Source organism: Arenibacterium halophilum (genome assembly GCF_005938225.1).
In the GTDB taxonomy this organism is placed as follows: Bacteria; Pseudomonadota; Alphaproteobacteria; order Rhodobacterales; family Rhodobacteraceae; genus Arenibacterium; species Arenibacterium halophilum.
In genome coordinates, this window is sequence record NZ_VCPC01000001.1 from 1,271,692 (window position 1) to 1,289,294 (window position 17,603).

General features: G+C 63.6%; 16 protein-coding genes. 2 read left to right on the forward strand and 14 right to left on the reverse strand.

Annotated features, from left to right (window positions below; translation table 11 throughout):
• Positions 1–21 precede the first annotated feature (21 nt).
• The 7 genes from FGK64_RS06140 to FGK64_RS06170 form a co-directional block, all read right to left on the reverse strand.
• Entirely contained in the window at positions 22–1,089 is a 1,068-nt protein-coding gene (locus FGK64_RS06140; protein WP_138862875.1) for an ABC transporter ATP-binding protein, read from the reverse strand.
• Positions 1,090–1,184: 95 nt separating this feature from the next.
• Positions 1,185–2,411: an ABC transporter substrate-binding protein gene (locus tag FGK64_RS06145; RefSeq protein WP_138862876.1), complete on the reverse strand. Its 1,227-nt coding sequence runs from the start codon at positions 2,409–2,411 to the stop codon at positions 1,185–1,187.
• A 31-nt stretch (positions 2,412–2,442) separates the two neighbouring features.
• The gene (locus tag FGK64_RS06150) at positions 2,443–3,195 is read right to left on the reverse strand and encodes an SDR family NAD(P)-dependent oxidoreductase (RefSeq protein WP_138862877.1); all 753 of its coding nucleotides are present in this window, start codon (positions 3,193–3,195) and stop codon (positions 2,443–2,445) included.
• Between the two features lie 8 nt (positions 3,196–3,203).
• Positions 3,204–3,932 (reverse strand): SDR family NAD(P)-dependent oxidoreductase, encoded by a 729-nt coding sequence (locus FGK64_RS06155; RefSeq protein WP_138862878.1) that lies wholly within the window; start codon positions 3,930–3,932, stop codon positions 3,204–3,206.
• Entirely contained in the window at positions 3,929–4,777 is an 849-nt protein-coding gene (locus FGK64_RS06160) for an ABC transporter permease (protein WP_138862879.1), read from the reverse strand. The genes FGK64_RS06155 and FGK64_RS06160 overlap by 4 nt, the downstream gene beginning before the upstream one ends.
• A gap of 4 nt (positions 4,778–4,781) precedes the next feature.
• Complete coding sequence (locus tag FGK64_RS06165) at positions 4,782–5,693, reverse strand: ABC transporter permease (RefSeq protein WP_246057683.1); 912 nt, start codon at positions 5,691–5,693, stop codon at positions 4,782–4,784.
• Positions 5,693–6,763: an ABC transporter ATP-binding protein gene (locus FGK64_RS06170; protein WP_138862880.1), complete on the reverse strand. Its 1,071-nt coding sequence runs from the start codon at positions 6,761–6,763 to the stop codon at positions 5,693–5,695. Before FGK64_RS06170 ends, FGK64_RS06165 begins: the two co-directional genes overlap by 1 nt.
• A gap of 310 nt (positions 6,764–7,073) precedes the next feature.
• Between FGK64_RS06170 and FGK64_RS06175 the strand changes: the two genes are divergently transcribed.
• On the forward strand, positions 7,074–8,075 hold the full coding sequence (locus FGK64_RS06175; protein ID WP_138862881.1) for a GntR family transcriptional regulator: 1,002 nt from the start codon (positions 7,074–7,076) through the stop codon (positions 8,073–8,075).
• A gap of 62 nt (positions 8,076–8,137) precedes the next feature.
• Here the strand turns inward: FGK64_RS06175 and FGK64_RS06180 are convergent, their stop codons facing one another.
• Genes FGK64_RS06180 through FGK64_RS06200 form a run of 5 tightly spaced genes read right to left on the reverse strand, consistent with a single transcriptional unit; the run spans position 8,138 to position 12,409 of the window.
• Entirely contained in the window at positions 8,138–9,112 is a 975-nt protein-coding gene (locus tag FGK64_RS06180) for a 5-oxoprolinase subunit C family protein (RefSeq protein ID WP_138862882.1), read from the reverse strand.
• Positions 9,102–9,977, reverse strand: a complete 876-nt coding sequence (locus tag FGK64_RS06185; RefSeq protein ID WP_138862883.1) for a 5-oxoprolinase subunit B family protein — start codon at positions 9,975–9,977, stop codon at positions 9,102–9,104. Before FGK64_RS06185 ends, FGK64_RS06180 begins: the two co-directional genes overlap by 11 nt.
• Positions 9,974–11,356 carry an acetyl-CoA carboxylase biotin carboxylase subunit gene (locus tag FGK64_RS06190; RefSeq protein WP_138862884.1) on the reverse strand — a complete coding sequence of 461 codons (1,383 nt, stop codon included), beginning with the start codon at positions 11,354–11,356 and terminating at the stop codon, positions 9,974–9,976. The genes FGK64_RS06185 and FGK64_RS06190 overlap by 4 nt, the downstream gene beginning before the upstream one ends.
• Entirely contained in the window at positions 11,357–11,593 is a 237-nt protein-coding gene (locus tag FGK64_RS06195) for an acetyl-CoA carboxylase (protein ID WP_138862885.1), read from the reverse strand.
• A 30-nt stretch (positions 11,594–11,623) separates the two neighbouring features.
• A complete protein-coding gene (locus FGK64_RS06200; protein WP_138862886.1) occupies positions 11,624–12,409 on the reverse strand; it encodes a 5-oxoprolinase subunit PxpA in 786 nt (261 codons plus the stop codon).
• A gap of 203 nt (positions 12,410–12,612) precedes the next feature.
• Here FGK64_RS06200 and FGK64_RS06205 point away from each other — a divergent pair, with 203 nt between their 5' ends.
• A complete protein-coding gene (locus tag FGK64_RS06205; protein ID WP_138862887.1) occupies positions 12,613–13,530 on the forward strand; it encodes a LysR family transcriptional regulator in 918 nt (305 codons plus the stop codon).
• Between the two features lie 40 nt (positions 13,531–13,570).
• Here the strand turns inward: FGK64_RS06205 and FGK64_RS06210 are convergent, their stop codons facing one another.
• Entirely contained in the window at positions 13,571–15,526 is a 1,956-nt protein-coding gene (locus tag FGK64_RS06210) for a hydantoinase B/oxoprolinase family protein (protein ID WP_138862888.1), read from the reverse strand.
• Positions 15,527–15,529: 3 nt separating this feature from the next.
• Positions 15,530–17,572 carry a hydantoinase/oxoprolinase family protein gene (locus tag FGK64_RS06215; protein ID WP_138862889.1) on the reverse strand — a complete coding sequence of 681 codons (2,043 nt, stop codon included), beginning with the start codon at positions 17,570–17,572 and terminating at the stop codon, positions 15,530–15,532.
• Positions 17,573–17,603 lie beyond the last annotated feature (31 nt).

Consider the following 17,603-nt stretch of genomic DNA (forward strand, 5'->3'; position numbering starts at 1 on the left):
CTGGCCCCCGGCCCGCGTCGTTTATGAATGGATCAGGGTGACCGAAACGGGATCGACCCCAAGCGTGATCGGGGCACCGGGCACCAGCGCCTGCGCGGCATCGGTATCGGCGTGGGTTTCCACCTCGATCTCGCGCTGGTCGGCCAGCCGCACGCGGATATGCCCGACAGAGCCGATCAGGCTCTTGTTCGTCACCGTCCCGTCAAAGCGCAGTTCTCCGGGGGCGCCTGCGGGGGTGATGCGGAAGGCTTCGGCCGGGATCACCGCCATATCGGCATCCGCAGGCCCATGCCCCCGGATCACGCCCAGCGGCGTGTTCAGCTGGGCCAGACCCGTGGCATCGCCCGGTTGAGGCGTACCCTTGATTATGGTGTTCGAGCCGATGAATTCCGCCACGAAAGGCGAGGCCGGGCGGCGGTACAGTTCTTTGGGGTGGGAAATCTGTTCCACGATCCCGTTCGACATCACCACCACGCGGTCCGACAGGCCCAGCGCCTCGCTTTGGGCGTGGGTCACGAAGACAAAGGTGATGCCCAGCTCGCGTTGCAGCAGTTTCAGCTCGTTCTGGATGATGCGGCGCAGGTTGGCATCCAGCGCGCCAAGCGGTTCGTCCAGCAGCAGAATTTCGGGTTCGACCACAAGGCCGCGCGCAAGGGCGATGCGCTGACGCTGCCCGCCCGACAGGCGGTCGGCGCGGCGGTCGGCAAATTCGGTCAGGTCGAACATGTCAAGGATGCGGTCAACCTTGCTGTCCTTCTCGGCCTTGGCCATGCCCTTGATATCAAGGCCAAAGGCGATGTTCTGGCGCACCGTCATGTGCGGGAACAGCGCGTAGTTCTGGAAAATCATCGAGGTCGGGCGCTTTTCCGGCGGGATCGTCGACACGTCGCGCCCCTGGATCAGGATTTGCCCGTTGGTGATGTCCTCGAACCCGGCGATCATGCGCAGCGTGGTCGATTTCCCACAGCCCGACGGGCCAAGGAAGGCGACGAATTCGCCTTTTTCGACCTTCAGGTCGAAATCCGAAACGGCGACGGTGCCGTCGGGATAGGTCTTGCCAACCTGAATGAGTTCAAGATCGTGGGCCATGCGCCCTCCTGGGGTTCGGAAGTCTTGGTTGTTTGCCCGTGGGCAGGGGGTGGTCCGGACGCGAGGGGGAGAAACCCGCGCCCGAGCCGTTGCCATCAGGCGTTCAGGAACTCGTCCCACTTCTGGATGAGATAGTCGTACTCATCCGGCCACTGGTGCCAGTAGGCGACGTTCGACGCGCGCTCTTCCAGCGAACCGCCATCGCGCAGATCGCCGGGGTTGATGCCGCGCTCGGGCTCGCCTTCCCACGGCTTGCCTTCGTACCAGAAGGCGTACTTCTTGGGGTCCATCACGTCCTTGATGTTGGTCGAGGGCGAATAATACCCCTGCTCGGTCACGGCGATGCCCGGCTGACCCGAGAGCCAGAAATCGGCATAGGCGATCACGGCCTCGCGGTTCGGCGTGCCTTTCAGCATCGACGGCCCGATGGCCCAGGCACGGTAGCCTTCTTTCGGCACGGCGTATTGGGCGGGCTTGCCCTGCGCCTTCACCGCCATGACAGCAGGCTGCCACGCGTCGCAGACGACCATCTCGCCCGAGGCCATCAGGTTCACCAGCTCGCCAAAGTCGCCCCACAGCGCGCGGAACTGGCCTTCTTTCTTCTTGGAAATCAGGAAGGCCGCGGCTTCGTCGATTTCGGCCTGCGTCGGGTTGCCCGGGTTGGCCACATCCATCTCACCCAGCGAGTTCAGCGCCAGAATGGCCTGACCGAAGGCGATCAGCGGATCAACGTTCAGGCCCGACTTGCCCTTCCACTTGGGGTCGAAGATCGCGGTCCAGGTGTTGGCTTCTTCGGCCGACAGAACCTCGGGGTTATAGCCGATCGAGTCATAGTTGTAGACGGCCGGAACCATGTACAGCTCGGTCTGGCCTTCATCTGCCCAAATCTGCCCGGCGATCTGCGCGCGTTCGGGCATGTCGGGGTTGAAGCTGGTGAAGGTATCGCGAATGTTCGCCCAGTTCTTCAGCGACGAGGTGTTGATCGTCTCGACGTTGTCGGTGGCAATCAGCGCGGGCAGACGCTCGGCGATGATTTCCCAGGTGTCGTAATCCGACGAACCCGACAGGATCTTGGTCTGCGCATCGGGGAAGGTGGCCGGGGTGCCCGAGGCCGAACCGACGCCCGAGGCTTCGGTGAACATTTCCAGGATGCGGTCCTGCACCGTCACCGACAGACCGGTGGTGCGCAGCGCCTGCCCGCCCAGATCCTGGGCGTGGGCCATGCTGGTCCAGGGGTGCAGCCCTGTGCCCAGTGCCGCGGCGCCCAGCGCCGCGCTGCCGCGCAGAAACCCGCGGCGGGAAGGTGTTTTGAAAGAAGTCATGTCATTCCCTGCTTTTAGTTTTGGTTGATGGTTAGTAGCGGCCCGGCAAAAGGCCGCCATCGACCGTCACCACCTGACCCGTCAGGTAGGAGGCGTCGGCAGATGCGAGAAACCCGATGACCGAGGCGATTTCCTCGGGTTCGCCAAGGCGACCCATCGGGATGTAAGGCGAAGCGATCTCGGCCGCGTTGGGGCCAAGGCTGTTCTTTTCTGACAAGAGTTGCGCGGTGCGGATGTATCCGGGCGCGATGCCGTTGACGCGAATGCCGCGCTTGGCAACCTCGACGGCAAGACCACGCACCAACCCGACCACCCCGGCCTTGGCCGAGGAATAATGCACATGTTCGTCCCAGCCATAGGCCACGCCCATGATCGACGACAGGCAGATGATCGAACCACCCGCCTTCATCGCGGGCAGCGCCGGGCGGATCACCCGCAACATGCCTTTCAGGTCGACATCGAATGTTTCGTCCCATTTCTCGTCGGTCATTTCCGACATGGGGACGCGGTGCGCGATGCCCGCATTTGCGACGATCACGTCGATCCGGCCAAAGCGGTCGATCACATCGCCCACCAGCGCATCGGCGGCGGCAGTGTCGCGCACGTTCAGTGCATGGAATTCGGCGCTGCCACCGGCGGCGGTGATCGCCTCGGTCACGGCCTTGCCCTCGGCTTCCAGCACATCGGTCACCACAACATGATCGCCCTGCCCCGCAAAGCGTTCTGCCACGGATTTGCCGATGCCGATCCCGGCCCCGGTTACGATGACGACACGTTTGTCCATTGTCTTCCTCACAGCATCACATCGCCGGAATTCGGGCCCAGCGTCTGTCCGACGAAAAGCGCCGCATCCGGCGAACACAGAAACGAAACCACGCCGCCGATTTCCGCTGGCGAGCCGAAGCGGCCCAGCGGCAGCTCGGCCTTTTTGGCGGCTTTCCAGTCTTCCGACAGCGCCTCGACCAGCGGGGTGTTGATCGGCCCCGGCGCCACCGCGTTCACGCGCACGCCCTTGGTCGAGACTTCGCGCGCCAGCGATTTGGTCATGCCGATGATCGCGGCCTTGGCGCCCGCGTAATGCACCAGCTCGACCCCGCCGATCTGGCCCAGCTGCGAGGCGACGTTCACGACGATGCCTTCGCCCTTGTCCAGCATCGCGGGCAGGCAGGCGCGTGTCAGCAGGTAGGTGCCGCGCACATGCACCGCGAACATGCGGTCGAACTGCTCGGGCGTGATGTCCAGGAACGGGGCCTGATGGCCGAAGCCCGCGTTGTTCACCAGGATCTCGGGCGCGCCCAGCGTGTTGCGTACCTCGTCAACCATCGCGGCGACACCCGGTTCGTCGCTGACATCGGCGGCAAAGGCCCAGGCGGTGCCGCCCGCGCCGGTGATCCGGTCAACCGTTTCTTGCGCGGCACTCAGGTGCAGATCGTTCACCGCAACGCTGTGGCCGTCAGCCGCCAGCCGTTCGGCAATCGCCGCGCCGATGCCCGATCCGGCGCCGGTGACAAGCGCGATCATGCCGCCTCCTCCTGCCCGGAAAAGCGCCCGGCCCGCGAGGCAGTGAACCGCTTCATCAGCACGCCGTAGATCACCAGCAAGGTAAAGCTGAACAGCGTGGTCAGAACCCCGAAGGCAAAGATGTTCGGGTAGATTTCAACCGAGAAGGTGCCATAGATCGACAGCGGCAGCGTCAGCTCGCGCCCCACGGTGAACAGCGTCCGCGAGAATTCATCGTAAGACAGGGTAAAGCTGAACAGCATGGCCGACAGGACGCCCGGAAAGATGATCGGAAAGGTCACGCGGCGGAAGGTTTGCGCCGGGCTGACACCAAGCGACATCGAGGCCTCTTCCACGCTGCGGTCGAACCGGTTGAAGATCGCCAGCATCACGAGGAAGGCAAACGGGTAGGTATAGACGACGTGCAGCACAAAGGCCGTGCCCCACCATGCCCGGTCGATCCCGGCAAAGTTCGACAAAAGCGCCATGCCAAGGCCAACCAGAACACCCGGCACCATCATGCCCAGGATGATCAGGTAGAACACCGGGCCCGAGCCCTTGAACCGCGTGCGGAAGGCTTCGGCGCTCATCGTGCCCAGAACGGTCGACACCACGGTCGTCATGAAGGCCAGGACCAGCGAGCGCACAAGGCTGTCGCCCACCGGCAGCTGCGAGATGCGGCTGGTTTCGGTCAGGCCGAACAGGTGACGATACCAATAGGTCGACCATTCCTGGATCGGGAACTGCGGGCCGCCCGTCTGGCTTTGAAAGCTGAGGATCGCCAGAACGATCAGCGGACCATAGAGGAACAGCAGGAAGGCGGCGGTATAGACGGCCAGCGCGGGGCGAAGGATGCGGGTGTTCATTGGCTTACATCTCCTTGCGCAGATCGACGATCCGCAGCGCCAGCGTGATCACGGCAGCGATGATGAGTGTCAGGACAACCCCGGCCACGGCGGCAAAGGCCCATTTCAGCGATCCGACCTGGCTGACGATGATGTTGCCCAGCATGTTGGTCTTGCGGCCCGACAGCGACGCGGCGGTGGCGAATTCGCCCAGCACCATGACCGAGACAAAGATCGCGCCCACGATCACGCCGGGCATCGACAGCGGCAGGATGATCCGGCGGAAGATGGTCCCGAAAGAGGCCCCAAGGTCGCGCGCCGCCTCGATCATCGACTCGTCGATCCGGGCGATCATGAAGGTGATCGGGCCGACCATGAACACACAGTAAATCTGGGTCATGCCCACCAGCACCGAGAATTCGGAGAACAGCAGGAAGGTCAGCGGTTCGTTGATGATCCCCAGCTTTTGCAGGATCACGTTGATCGCACCTTCGGTGCCCAGCATCGGGCGCCACGCGATCACGCGGATCAGGAACGAAGTCCAGAACGGGATCACGCAGGCCACCAGCAGCGCGGTCTGGATGGTGCGGTTCTTCACGAACAGCCCGATGAACAGCGCAACCGGATAGCCCACCACCAATGTTGCCACCAGAACGATGGCCCAGACCCGCAGCGTCGTGCCGATGGCGCTAAGGTAGGTGGACGATGACAGGAAGCGTTCCCAGCTTGCGGTGGTCAGGGTGGGTTCGACCGCGAATGTGGTCTGCGTCCAGAACGAAACGTAGACGACCATGATCATCGGCAGGATCATGAACAGCACCATCCACAGGACCCCGGGCGACAGCAGCATCAGCGCGCGGCGCCGGTCGCGGGCCTCGCGCTTGATGGCCGGGCTCTGGCCCTTTTCGGCGGGCATGTCGGTGGTCATGGTGCTCATCAGGCGGCCCCCTCGAAAAGTAGCGCCGCGTCGGGCGAGAAATGCAAAGCGTAGGTGCGGCCTTCGGTCAGGTCGGGCAGGCGCGGATTGCTCAGGTGGTTCACGACCTGGATCAGGTCGCCGTTGTCGGCGCGAAAGAACGACAGCTCGGTCGGGCCGTTGAATTCGCCGGCCAGGTAGCGCGCGGTGAAATGGTCTTGCCCGGCGGGCACCTGATCCGGCTCACACACACCGATCTGGTCGAACCGCACGGCAAGTTGCGCCTCCGACCCGTCGGGCAGCGATTGCGAAATCGGCAGCGCGCCCACGGCGGTGTCCAGCGTGCGGCCCTTGACCCGCCCGCCGATCAGGTTCCACGCATTCAGGTGGCGCGCGGCGGCGGTATTGGCAGGCTGCGTGAACAGCGACGTGCTGTCTTGGGCCTGGGCGATGCGGCCATTGGCCAGCACGGCCACGGTGTCGCCCATGGTCAGCGCCTCGGTTTCCGAACCCGTCACATGCAGGAACGACACTTTCAGCCGTTCGCGAATGGCGCGCAGCTCGTCGCACATCCGCGCCCGCAGGTTGGCATCCAGCGCGCCCAGCGGTTCGTCCAGCAGAACGATACGCGGCTCGGTCACCAGCGTGCGCGCAAGGGCGACGCGCTGTTTCTGACCGCCCGAAATCTCGCCCACGCCGCGATGGCCGAAGCCGGTCAAGCCAACCAGATCAAGCGCGGCGTTCACACGGTCGTTCAGATCGCTTCCGGCAGGAACCGCCTTGGATTCGCGATGGCGCAGGCCAAAGGCGACGTTTTCCTCGACCGACAGATGCGGAAACAGCGCAAAGTTCTGGAACACGAACCCGATGTCGCGCCGGTGCGGGGGTTTGCCGTCCAGCCGTTCGCCGCCCAGCATCAATTCGCCCGCGTCGGGCTCTTCGAAACCGGCGATCAAGCGCAGCAAAGTGGTCTTGCCCGACCCCGACGCCCCCAGCAGCGACACATAGGTGTCATCCGGGACAATGAAATCGAGACCGTCCAGCGCCACGGCATCCCCATAGCGCCGCGTTACCCCACTCAGCTTCAGCACGATTCGCACTCCGTTTTTTGGTGTCCGTACACAAACATCACAAATTTTCTCTCGCAAGATAAAAAATGATTTTTGCGCACAAAAAGCATTATCTTTTCAAAACGCCTCATTTTTGATGATTTTAAGTGTTATGAGGTAACATATTTTCGATCAAACGCTATGCAGCCGCAGAACACCTGCTCCATACGCTGCGCCTCTATATGATTTTTGTATGCAATAATCATATTTTCCCTAAGCTGACTTTCAAGCTACATTCGCCAGCGATTCGCCCCGAAGCCGAACGCGGGTCAGATATGAAAGGAACAGGCAGATGCCTCAGGACGCGGCCCGCGATGCCCACAGCGATACGCCGCCCCCAACGCTGTTCGAGGCGACGGCAGCCCTGCTGCGCGGCAATATTGGCGGCGGTCGCCTGATCCCCGGGCTGGTGCTGCAGGAAAGCGCCCTGTCGGAACGGCTGTCCGTGTCGCGCGCGACAATCAAGCGGGCGCTGTCGATCCTGGCCGAAGAAGGGCTGGTGCGCCGTTTTTCCGGCCGTGGCTATCTGGTGGCGGGGTCGGGCGACGACACGCCGCGCCGGTTGGACCTGCGCAAACTGGCGCTGGATCTTGACGGCATGGACGAAAGTGCCGGACGCCCGAACTGGCAGCGCATCCACGACCGGATCGAGTCCGACCTGTCGCGCTGCCTCATCTTCGGTCGCTACCGCGTGGTCGAGGCGCTGGTAGCCCAACAATTCGACGTGTCGCGCACCGTGGTCCGTGACGTTTTGGGCCGGTTGCAGGAACGCGGGCTGGTGCAGAAAAGCGCGACCTCGCGCTGGGTGGTGGAGCCGCTGACAGCCCAACGCATCAAGGACAAGTTCGAGCTGCGCATCGTGCTGGAAAACGCGGCGCTGCGCACGGCCACGCCCGATGGCGCTGCACTGGCGGACCTGGCGCAGGATATCCGCGCCCTGCCCGCCGACCAGCCGCTGAGCCCCGAAACCTGGTTCGACATGGACGCGCGGTTCTTTCAGCTGGCCATTCTCGCCACGCCGAACTGCGATCTGGCGACCTATGTTTCGGCCAACCGTTCGGCGCTCGAGGCATCGCAGCGGGTGCTGTTTTCCATCGGGCTGCCGCCCGACCGGCAGGCCTTGTTGGAGCTGTGCATGGTGATCGATCTGTTGCAGGCGGGCACGTTGACCGCCGCCGCCGACATGCTGACAACGCATCTGCGCAAGGCGCTGGATCGCACTATTGCACAGTTGAAGATCGTGTCGGTGATCGAACCGCCCGGCGATCTTGCCAGCTATCTGGTGCCTGACTGACGCAGCACCAGACAGAAGAAGCCCCGGCACGCCCGGGATCGGGTATGCCGGAGCAGTCATCATCAGGCTGCGAGGCTCTGGCGCAGCTGCGCCAACATCTGTCGCCGCTCGGTCCGGGCCAGCAACGCCTCGGACATATCGACCTTGACGAAGCGCACGGGCATGTTCGGCTGCAACTGGCCGATCAGGTCCATATCAGCCGAGATCACCGCCCCAAGCGTGAAATAGCCGCCGCCCGACACTGCGTCGCGGTGCAACACGATGGGTTCCGTGCCGCCGGGCACCTGGATCGAGCCGTAGGAATAGCAGCCATCGACGATGTTCGACGGGTCCGACCCGGCGCCAAAGGGCTGTTCGCGGTCGACGAATTCCATCGCCCGCCCGCCCTTGAAGCGATAGCCCATGCGGTCAGCCTCTGATGCGACGGTCCAGGTGTCGTCGAAGAACGCCGCTTGCGAGGCTTCGGTCAGCCGATCCCAGTACAGGCCCGGCAAAACCCGCAGCTCGGCCGGTGAACCGGGGCCACGGCGCAGCTCTTCCGGCACCGACCAGCCCGGCTTTGCTCCGTTCGGCGCGCCAATCGGCAGCACGTCGCCCGGTTGCACAGGCCGCCCTTCGACCCCGCCCAGCGCACCAATCGGATAGGTCGACCGGCTGCCCAGGTCCGGCTCGGTCGCCACGCCACCCGATACGGCGATGTAGATGCGCGCGCCTCCGGTCAGAAATCCGAACGACAGCACCTGCCCCGCCTTGGCGGCAAAGCTTTCCCATGTCGCCTGCGGTTCGCCGTCCAGCTTGATCGGCATTTCGCCGCCCGTCACCGCCAGAATGCAATCGGCGCCGATGCGGATTTCCGGCCCCATGAACACCGCCTCAAGACAGGCGGCATCCTCGGGGTTGCCCACCAGCAGGTTCGCGGCCCGCAGCGCATAGCGATCCATCGCGCCGCCTTCGGGGATCCCAAGGTGGAAATAGCCCGGGCGTCCCAGATCCTGAACCGAGGTGGCAAGGCCGGGTTTGACAATCTCAAGCGTCATTGAGCGCCTCCATCAGCTTGGCGTTGGTGCCGTCCATGTCTGCGTTGAATGCATCCAGATCGAATTCGACCTCGGCGATGCGCGGCGCCCAAGTGCCGGCTTCGACCTCTTTCAGGATGCGGTCGTATTCGGCGCGGTCGATCGGTTTCCATTTCACGATGTCGCCAGGGCGGAAGAAGACCATGAAATCCTTCAGATAGCTGGTTTCCTGCCGGGGGTCGTAGATCGTCATCGGGGTTATGCCGAACATCTGGTAGCCGCCCGCCCCGCGCACCGAGTAGATGCACGAGAAGCAGCCGCCGTAGCCCACTGTCTGTTTCGGCGTGTCGGTGCGCGGGCGCAGGTATTTCGGCACCTGCAACTGCTTGTCACGCTCGACCAGCTGATAGAGGAACGGCAAGCCCGACACGAAGCCGACCATCGACACGAACCACGGCTGCGAATGATGCGCCTCGATAAAGGCCTCGGCGTTGTCATAGCCGTTGATCCGCGCGGCATAGTCCAGATCGCTGCCGGAAGGATCCTGATGGCGTTCGCGGAACCGCATCAGCGTTTCGTGCGTCCACGGATCCTGATAATAGACCGGCACCTCGATGATACGGGTGGTCAGCCGCTTTTCAGCCTTTTCAGCCTGCGATTCCAGCTGCTTGATCTGTTCCATCATGTCGTCGGGCGCGGTCACGTCCGGATCGAACCGCACCTGGAACGATGCGTTCGCCGGGCAGATTTCGCGCACGCCGGGGATGTTGGCGGCCTTGACCGCCTCGCTCATCGAGAGGGACTTGAAGAACGCGTCAAGCGACATCTCCTCGTCCATCTCGACATAGACGTGTTCGTCGCCGCCATAAGTATATCTGGTTTTCACTGGGGATCTCCTGTCGCCTCGGCCGTCAGGTTCCCGGCATCCAGCCAGGGCTCCAGCCATTGGGTATGAACGCGGCCCGCGCGCACGTCGGGGGAACGGGCCAGTGCAAGATGCAGCGGGATGGTGGTTTTCACGCCGCCGATGCGCGTGCTGCGCAGCGCCTTGGCCAGCTTGTCGATGGCTTCGTCGCGGGTGGGGGCGTGAACGATCAGCTTGCCGATCAACGAGTCGTAGAACGGCGGAATCTGATAGCCGTCGCTCAGGAAGTGATCGACGCGGATGCCGTCGCCTTCGGGCCAGTCGAGCCCGTCGACCTTGCCGGGGAAGGGCATGAACTGCATCAGCGGGTCTTCGGCGTTCAGCCGCACCTCGATCGCGTGACCATTGCGGGCGATGTCGTCCTGCGTCATCGACAATGGTTCGCCACCGGCCACGCGGATCATCTCGGCCACCAGATCGACGCCGGTGATCATTTCGGTCACCGGGTGTTCAACCTGGATGCGGGTGTTCATCTCGATAAAGAAGAATTCGCCGCTGGCATCGTCATAAAGGTATTCCAGCGTGCCCGCGCCGCGATAGTTCACTGCCTTGGCCAGCGCGACAGCGGATTGGCACAATGTTTCGCGCGTGGCCTGATCCAGACAGGAGGCTCCCGCCTCTTCCCAGACCTTCTGGCGGCGGCGTTGCAGCGAACATTCACGCTCCCAGCAGTGCACCGCGCGAGTGCCGTCGCCCAGGATCTGCACCTCGATATGACGGGGCGACAGGATCGCACGTTCGACATACAGCCCGCCATCGCCAAAGGCGGCTTGCGCCTCACGTGCGGCCTGCGGCGCCAGCTTGCGCAGCTCATCCGAGTCTTGCGCCACGCGGATGCCGCGTCCGCCACCACCAGCGGCGGCCTTCACCATCACGGGGTAACCGATGGTCTCGGCCACCTCCAACGCGGCATCAACGCCATCCACCCGCCCGTCCGAACCAGGCACAACCGGCACGCCTGCCGCTTCGGCCGCCTGACGCGCGGCGACCTTGTCGCCCATGCGTTCGATGGTATCGGCCGAGGGGCCGACAAAGGTCAGCCCGGCGTCTTCCACGGCGCGCACGAAGGCGGGGCTTTCCGACAGAAAGCCATAACCCGGATGCACCGCATCGGCGTTTGTCTCGCGCGCAGCTTTCAGCAGCGCGTCGATGTTCAGGTAACTGTCCTTAGCCGGGGCGGGGCCAATGCAGATCGATTCATCGGCCTCGCGCACCGACAGCATCTCGGCGTCAGCCTCGGAGTAGGCCTGAATCGTATGCACCCCCAGCGATTTTGCCGCGCGCACGATGCGCATGGCGATTTCGCCCCGGTTGGCAATCAATAGGCGAGAGACCGGCATTCAGGACTCCAGCTTTGCCAGCACCGCACCCGCCGTCACCGGCGTGGCGTCATCGGCTTCGTATCCGGCAAATGTGCCGGCGGCCTCGGCCTTGACCTCGATAAAGGTCTTCATCACCTCGATCAGCCCGATCACGTCGCCCTCGGCCACACTGTCGCCCTTGGCTTTGAACGGTGGCTGGTCGGGGTCGGGGCGGTGATAGAACGTGCCGGGCAGCGGGGATTGGATATCGGTCATTGTGTCGGTTCCTTCGTTCTTTTGCGGCGCTCAGGCCGATGTCTGTTCAAGCACGGTCGCGGCGGGGGCAATGGTGATGCCCTCGGCGGTCAGACCGTCGCGGATGGCCTGCCCGATCGCGACGGCGCCGGGCGTATCAGAGTGGAAGCAGATCGATTCGAATTCGATGTCGATCACTTTGCCGTCGACCGTCTCGACCTTGTTTTCAAGGCAGGCGCGCAGGCATTTGTCGGCCACGGCCTGCGGGTCGGGGCGCTGCACCTTGCGGCGGAACACGATGGACCCGTCGTCGCCATAGTCACGGTCGGCATAGAATTCGCGCACCACCGGCTGGCCCAGCTTCCTGGCGATGTCATAGGTTTTCGACACGCCCATGCAGAACAGGATGGTGTCACCGCTGGTGTCGCGCAGCGTGTCGATCAGCTTCAGCGACAGCGTTTCGTTCTTTGCTGCCTCCATATACAGCGCGCCATGCGGCTTGATATGCTGTAAGGCAACGCCATGACGGCGGCCGAATTCGCGCACCGCGCCGACCTGGTACAGGATATCGTTCACCAGCTCTTCGGGACTGGTGTCGATAAAGCGGCGGCCAAATCCCTGCAGGTCGTTATAGGCCGGATGCGCGCCCAGCCCGACACCATATGTCTTGGCCAGCTGCACCACCCGGTCGATCGAATTCGGGTCGCCTGCGTGGAACCCTGCGGCCACATTGGCCGAGGAAATCAGCGCCATCAGGTCTTCGTCGGGCGCTTCGCCCAGCGTCCAATGGCCAAAGCCTTCGCCCATGTCGCAGTTGAGATCTATCAGTTTGCCCATCGGTCTCCCCGTTGCATTTTCGTTACGATCAGACGGGCGCGGGGCTTTTGTAAAATTCTGAATTCAGGTATCGCATTATCTGAGAAACCGATAATGTTGACGATTTTCGGGGTTCCGGGTCCGGATCGCGCGGCAAAACGGCCCTGGATCGCCACCATTATCGCCCAACCCGATGCAGAGGTATCGGAATTACGGAGAATGCGATGGATTTGCGCGAGTTGAAGTATTTTTTGGCAACGGCGGAATCCGGGCAAGTCAGCCGGGCGGCCAACGCGCTGGCGATCTCGCAAAGTTCGGTCACCGCCGCGGTGCGACGGCTGGAGGATGAGCTGGGTGCGCCGCTGTTCCAGCGCACCGCCTCTGGGATGGAGCTGACCGACGCGGGACGCGAGCTGCGCGCCTCGGCGCAGGATATCCTCGACCGGCTGGAACGCGCGCGGCATATCACGCACCGGCAATCGGCGGTGACGGGCACGATATCCATCGCGGCCAGCTATACGGTGATGGGGTATTTCCTGCCCTATCATCTTGACCGCCTGCACCAGCTGTTTCCGGGGCTCGAGATCCGGCCCAGCGAACAGCCCCGCGAAAGCATCGAGGAAGGACTGCTGAGCAACCGCTTCGACATGGCGGTGATGCTGACCTCGAACACCGCGAACCCGGATCTGGAAACCGAAACGCTGTTCCGCTCGCGCCGGCGGCTGTGGGTGCCCAACAACCACCGGTTTCACCAAGCCGGGCGCGTCAGCTTTGCCGATATCGCAAGCGAGGATTACATCATGCTCACCGTGGACGAAGCCGCGCAGACGGCGATGAAATACTGGTCGGTTCTGGGAATGCAGCCGAGAGTCAAGCTGCGCACCTCGTCGACCGAGGCGGTGCGCTCGATGGTGGCCAACGGTCAGGGCATCACGATCCTGTCCGACATGGTCTACCGGCCCTGGTCGCTGGAAGGAAAACGTATCGGCACCGTCCAGACCGAACGCGAGGTGCCGACGATGGACGTGGGCCTGGCCTGGCGCAAGGGCATGGAGATTTCCGGCCCTCTGGCCGTGTTCCACGACTACTTCCGCCACGCCTTTCTGTCGCCGCAAAGCCCGGCGGTCGTGGGGCGCGGCTGACCCGCGCCCCGTGCCCCGGCATGACCCGGGAACGTTGCTATCAGGACCAATGCGCAACGGTCCGCTTTTCATAGCTTTCGCGGAACTGCGCCGTGGTCTTTTCCAGCACCTCGCCGGTTTCCCAATCCAGAATGGTCGCATAGCGGCGCACCACGTCGAGCGTGTTGATATCGCCCTTGCGGTACATCTCGGACACCTTGGCCGGATCGGTGCGCGCCCAGTCGCGCCGCTTGGCCCGGATGTCAGCGCGCAGCTTTTCCGTCGCCTCGGCATCCACCTCGTAATCGCAGAGGTCGGCGTCGTTCTCGACGATCACCACGCCATAGTCGCAGGCCGCCCGCTCCACCGAGACATAATCGTCGATGACATCCTCGCAGACTGCCTTGGGGTCGCGCTCCAGCGGGTCGCCAAAGCCGCCCCCGCCCGCCGTGGGCCGCGCGAATTCATCGCCCGTGTAAACCGGGTAATCCGAAAAGACCGAGCCGAGCCATTTCGCCTTGTCTTCTTTCGCGCCCTTGATCGACAGCCCGTGCGGCATCGATGGCAAGCCGCCTTCGACGCCCCAAACCACCGCGCGCTCGCGGTCGCAGATATAGGACATCACGGCGTTTTCGCTTTCCAGCAGAACGGATGTTTTCTGCACCCCTGCCCCGCCGCGCCATTTGCCGGGGCCCGCGCTGTCGCGCAGGATCTGGAATTCGGTCGTGCGGGTCGGGTTCACACGCTCGTTGCCTTCGTTCGGCTGCGACATCAGGCCGGTGCCGAAACAGGCGGTTGTCACGTCCGACCCGTCCTTGCCGTTGCGCCCGCCCCAGCCGCCGGGCAGCCATTCGTAGAACATGAAGATCGGCTTGTCCGGGCTGCGCAGATCGCGTCCGCCCGCCAGCAGGTATTCAAGGTTGAAGGCACAGGCGATGGCCCGGTCGGGCATGATCTGCGACCACATTTCAAAGATCGCGTTCATGATCTTTTCGAACGGCATCAGGAACCCGGTAACGGCAGTGGGCCATTCGGCGGCGACCACGCTGCCTTCGGGGGCTGTTACGTCGATCATGCGGTAGAACCCGCTGTTCAGCGGCAGGTCGGGGAAGAAGGTTTTCATCCCCGCAACCACGGCGGAAAAGGTCGCGCCGGGGGCCGAGTTGTAGATCGACGAGATGGTCGGATGCGAGCCGGTGAAATCATAGTGAATCCGGTCGCCCTTGATCGTCATCTTCACGCGGATCGGAATCATGCCTTCGCCTGCGCCGGGGTCACGGTCGATGTAATCCACCGTTTCCCAAGTGCCGTCCGGCAGTGCCGCGATGCGCTGACGCGCCGCGCGTTCGACGTAATCCTGCACCTCGGCCATGCCTTGCAGCACCTGATCGCGCCCATATTTGCGCACCAGCCGCAGCAATTCGCGCTCGGCCACGGCGGTGGCGCTGGCCTGCGAATGGATGTCGCCGATGATCGACGCCGGATCCCGCGTGTTCGCCGCCAGCAACCCGGCCACGTCGTGGCAGAATTCACCGGCCCGGAACAGGCGCACCGGGGTGATGCGCACCGCCTCGCGGAACATGTCGCGCGCGGTCACGTCAAACGATCCGGGAACCGACCCGCCAAGGTCGGACCAGTGGCCATTCGACTGCGAGAAACCGATCAGCACATCGTCGTCGAAGATCGGGCGCACCAGCCGCACGTCGGAAAAATGCGTGCCCCCGGCGTAGGGATCGTTGATGGCGTAGACGTCGCCGGGCATCATCTCGCCCTCAAACGTGCGGATCACGTCCTTGCAGGTGAAATGCAGCGTGCCGACATGCACGGCGATATCCTGATTGCCCTGCGCGATCGAATTGCCCTCGGCATCGTGCAGACCGTTGGAAAAGTCGCGGTTGTAGATGACGAAGGAATAACAGGTGCGCAGCATCTGTTCGGCCATCTGGTCGACCGAGGTGATGAAGGAATTCTTCAGCACCTCGAAGGTGACGGGATCAAGCGGAGTGTGTGCGGTCATGGGTCAGGCCTTCGCTTCGGGTGCGGTCAGTTCAATGCGGATATTCATGTAGGCGTCGACATGGGCGGTGGTGTCGGGCGGAATGACGGTCGTCGAATCCAGCTGTTCGACAATCGCGGGCCCCTTGATCCGCGCGCCCGCCGCCAGCGTCTCGCGCTGGTAGATACCGGCGTCATGCGCGGTGCCGTCGAACCAGACGGGGCGCTGCCCGGTGGGCTCGGCGTCGTGTTCCGACACGTCCTGCTTGGGCAGTTCCGCCTTGGGCACCAGCCCGACGGCCTTCACCGCCACGCGGAACAGCGACACATCGGCCTCTTTCCGGGCATAGTTGTATTCGCGTTCGTGCTCGGCGTGGAAAGCATCGACCAGCGCGTTGACATCGGTGACGCGGGCGGGTGCGGGCACTTCCAGCGAACGCCACTGGCCCTGGTACATCATCTCGGCCGTGCGGGTCAGCACCATGTCCTTGTCCTCGACACCTTCGCGGGCCAGCTGGGCGCGGGCTTCGTCCTCTATCCGGGTGAACGCCTCTTCCAGGTCTTCGGCCTTGGTATCGGCGGCGCGGCGCATGAAGCTGTCGGAGAAATCGTGCTGAATATCCACCAACAGGCAGCCCAGCGCCGAGGTCACCCCCGGATTCGGCGGCACGATCACCGTGGGGATCGACAGTTCGCGCGCCACGGCAGCCCCGTGCAGCGCCCCCGCCCCGCCAAAGGCACAAAGCGCAAAGTCACGCGGATCGTACCCGCGCGAAATCGACAGCAGGCGCACGGCGTTGGCCATATTGGCGTTGGCGACACGCACGATGGCCTCGGCGGCCTCGTGCAGCTCCATCCCGAAGGGATCTGCCACCGTGTCGCGCACGGCGGTTTCGGCCAGCGCCGGATCCAGCGTGATCTTGCCCCCCGCAAGGCTGGTGCCCAGACGGCCCAGCACCACGTTGGCATCGGTGTTCGTCGCCACCTCGTTGCCGTTCTGATAGCAGGCCGGGCCCGGGTAGGCGCCCGCCGATTGCGGGCCATTGCGCAGCGATCCGCCTTCGTCCTGCCAGGCCAGCGAGCCGCCGCCCGCACCGATGGTCAGTACCTCGATCGAGGGGAAGCGGATCGGATAGCCGTATTCGATATACCAGTCCTTGGTGATGCGCGGCTCGCCCTCGAAGGACACCGACACATCGGTCGAGGTGCCGCCCATGTCGAACCCGATGGTGTTCGGAAACCCGCAAAGGTTGCCGATAAACCGGCTGGCGATGGCCCCGGCCGCGATGCCCGACCCGGCCAGACGCGCGGCGTATTCGCGCACGGCCTTCGGCGTCATCACCCCGCCGCCGGTGTGCAGCAGCAGCAGCTCGCGTTCGTACCCGCCCTCGGCCAGCTTGTCGCCAAGGCGTGTGACGTAATCCACCACCACGGGTGACACGACCGCGTTGGCCATCGTGGTCGAAAACCGTTCGTGTTCAAAGATTTCCGGCATGATCTCGGCCGAGATCGACACGGGGATATCGGGCATCACCTCTTTCAGGATGTCGCGCATCCGCTTTTCATTCTCGGCGTTCACATAGGAATTCATGAAGCAGACCGAGACGGATTTGACCTGCCGTTTCTTCAGCACCTCGGCCACCCGGCGCGCGCCCTCTTCGTCCAGCGGTTGCAGCACGCGGCCTTCGGCGTCGATCCGTTCGACCACGGTCAGCCGGTCGCGGCGCGGGATATAGGGCTTGGCCACGTCTTTATAGGTGTCCCACAGATCTTCCTTGTTGGCGCGCCGAATTTCCACCACGTCGCGGAAGCCTTCGGAACACACCATCGCCGTGCGCGGCAGGTTGCGGGTGATCAGCGCGTTGGTCGCGACCGTCGTGCCATGAGAAAACATCGACACATCCGACAGGTCGATCCCGGCCACTTCGATCCCGTCCATCACGGCGCGCATCGGGTCATCGGGCGTCGAGGATGTTTTCTCGATGCGGATCTTGCCGGTCGTTTCGTCCATCACGCAGATGTCGGTGAACGTCCCGCCAACATCGACGGCAACACGGGTGTTTGTCATGATCTGTCCTTCTTGGTCGCAAGGCGATTGG

What these genes read in the sequence shown, in the direction of transcription:
- FGK64_RS06140 (WP_138862875.1), bottom strand. Translation starts at nt 1,089, where the DNA reads ATGGCCCACGATCTTGAACTCATTCAGGTTGGCAAGACCTATCCCGAC.
- FGK64_RS06145 (WP_138862876.1), bottom strand. Translation starts at nt 2,411, where the DNA reads ATGACTTCTTTCAAAACACCTTCCCGCCGCGGGTTTCTGCGCGGCAGC.
- FGK64_RS06150 (WP_138862877.1), bottom strand. Translation starts at nt 3,195, where the DNA reads ATGGACAAACGTGTCGTCATCGTAACCGGGGCCGGGATCGGCATCGGC.
- FGK64_RS06155 (WP_138862878.1), bottom strand. Translation starts at nt 3,932, where the DNA reads ATGATCGCGCTTGTCACCGGCGCCGGATCGGGCATCGGCGCGGCGATT.
- FGK64_RS06160 (WP_138862879.1), bottom strand. Translation starts at nt 4,777, where the DNA reads ATGAACACCCGCATCCTTCGCCCCGCGCTGGCCGTCTATACCGCCGCC.
- FGK64_RS06165 (WP_246057683.1), bottom strand. Translation starts at nt 5,693, where the DNA reads ATGAGCACCATGACCACCGACATGCCCGCCGAAAAGGGCCAGAGCCCG.
- FGK64_RS06175 (WP_138862881.1), top strand. Translation starts at nt 7,074, where the DNA reads ATGCCTCAGGACGCGGCCCGCGATGCCCACAGCGATACGCCGCCCCCA.
- FGK64_RS06180 (WP_138862882.1), bottom strand. Translation starts at nt 9,112, where the DNA reads ATGACGCTTGAGATTGTCAAACCCGGCCTTGCCACCTCGGTTCAGGAT.
- FGK64_RS06190 (WP_138862884.1), bottom strand. Translation starts at nt 11,356, where the DNA reads ATGCCGGTCTCTCGCCTATTGATTGCCAACCGGGGCGAAATCGCCATG.
- FGK64_RS06195 (WP_138862885.1), bottom strand. Translation starts at nt 11,593, where the DNA reads ATGACCGATATCCAATCCCCGCTGCCCGGCACGTTCTATCACCGCCCC.
- FGK64_RS06200 (WP_138862886.1), bottom strand. Translation starts at nt 12,409, where the DNA reads ATGGGCAAACTGATAGATCTCAACTGCGACATGGGCGAAGGCTTTGGC.
- FGK64_RS06205 (WP_138862887.1), top strand. Translation starts at nt 12,613, where the DNA reads ATGGATTTGCGCGAGTTGAAGTATTTTTTGGCAACGGCGGAATCCGGG.
- FGK64_RS06210 (WP_138862888.1), bottom strand. Translation starts at nt 15,526, where the DNA reads ATGACCGCACACACTCCGCTTGATCCCGTCACCTTCGAGGTGCTGAAG.
- FGK64_RS06215 (WP_138862889.1), bottom strand. Translation starts at nt 17,572, where the DNA reads ATGACAAACACCCGTGTTGCCGTCGATGTTGGCGGGACGTTCACCGAC.